This is a genomic window from Vibrio sp. 1978 (assembly GCF_033344345.1).
The window spans coordinates 1-586 of record NZ_JAWPOP010000760.1 but is presented as its reverse complement, the minus strand read 5'-3'; the positions used below and the strand labels follow the sequence as shown (position 1 = coordinate 586).

Genomic DNA, 586 nt, shown 5'->3' with positions numbered 1-586 from the left:
ATAAAAGCAGCCCAAGAGCCAAAACTGTAGCGAAGAACATCGTGTTGGTGTATCTGATCTTAACGGGCATGTGCATTGGTGGTTATGTTCTGACGGGCATGAACCTGTTTGAAGCGATCAACCACGCCTTTACCACCCTATCTACCGGCGGTTACTCGACCTCCGATAGCTCGATGAACAACTTCTCCAACGGTGCGCACTGGGTCGCGACCACTTTCATGTTCTTGGGCGGTCTGCCATTTCTATTGTTTGTTGCCGCTCTACGCAAACGCAGCATCGATATTCTGGTCAAAGATGCACAGGTACGAGGCTTTGCATACTTGTTCTTGTTCTCAAGCTTGGTGGTTGCCGCTTGGCTAGTGATTCGCGATGGTTACACCATTTTGGATGCCCTGCGAGTGTCGATGTTCAACATCGTTTCTGTGGTGACAACCACTGGGTTCGGCTTGGAAGATTTCACCGCTTGGGGCGCTCTGCCAACCACGCTCTTTGCCTTCTTAATGATGGCTGGGGCATGTTCTGGCTCAACCGCAGGCGGGATTAAAATCTTCCGTTTCCAAATTGCTATGACGCTATTGAACAAACA

General features: G+C 50.0%; 1 protein-coding gene. It reads left to right on the top strand.

The genetic code is table 11. The annotated features are described in order from the left end of the window. Positions 1-586: potassium transporter TrkG (locus tag R8N49_RS28955; protein WP_318190680.1), on the top strand; the 586-nt coding region annotated here is incomplete at both ends.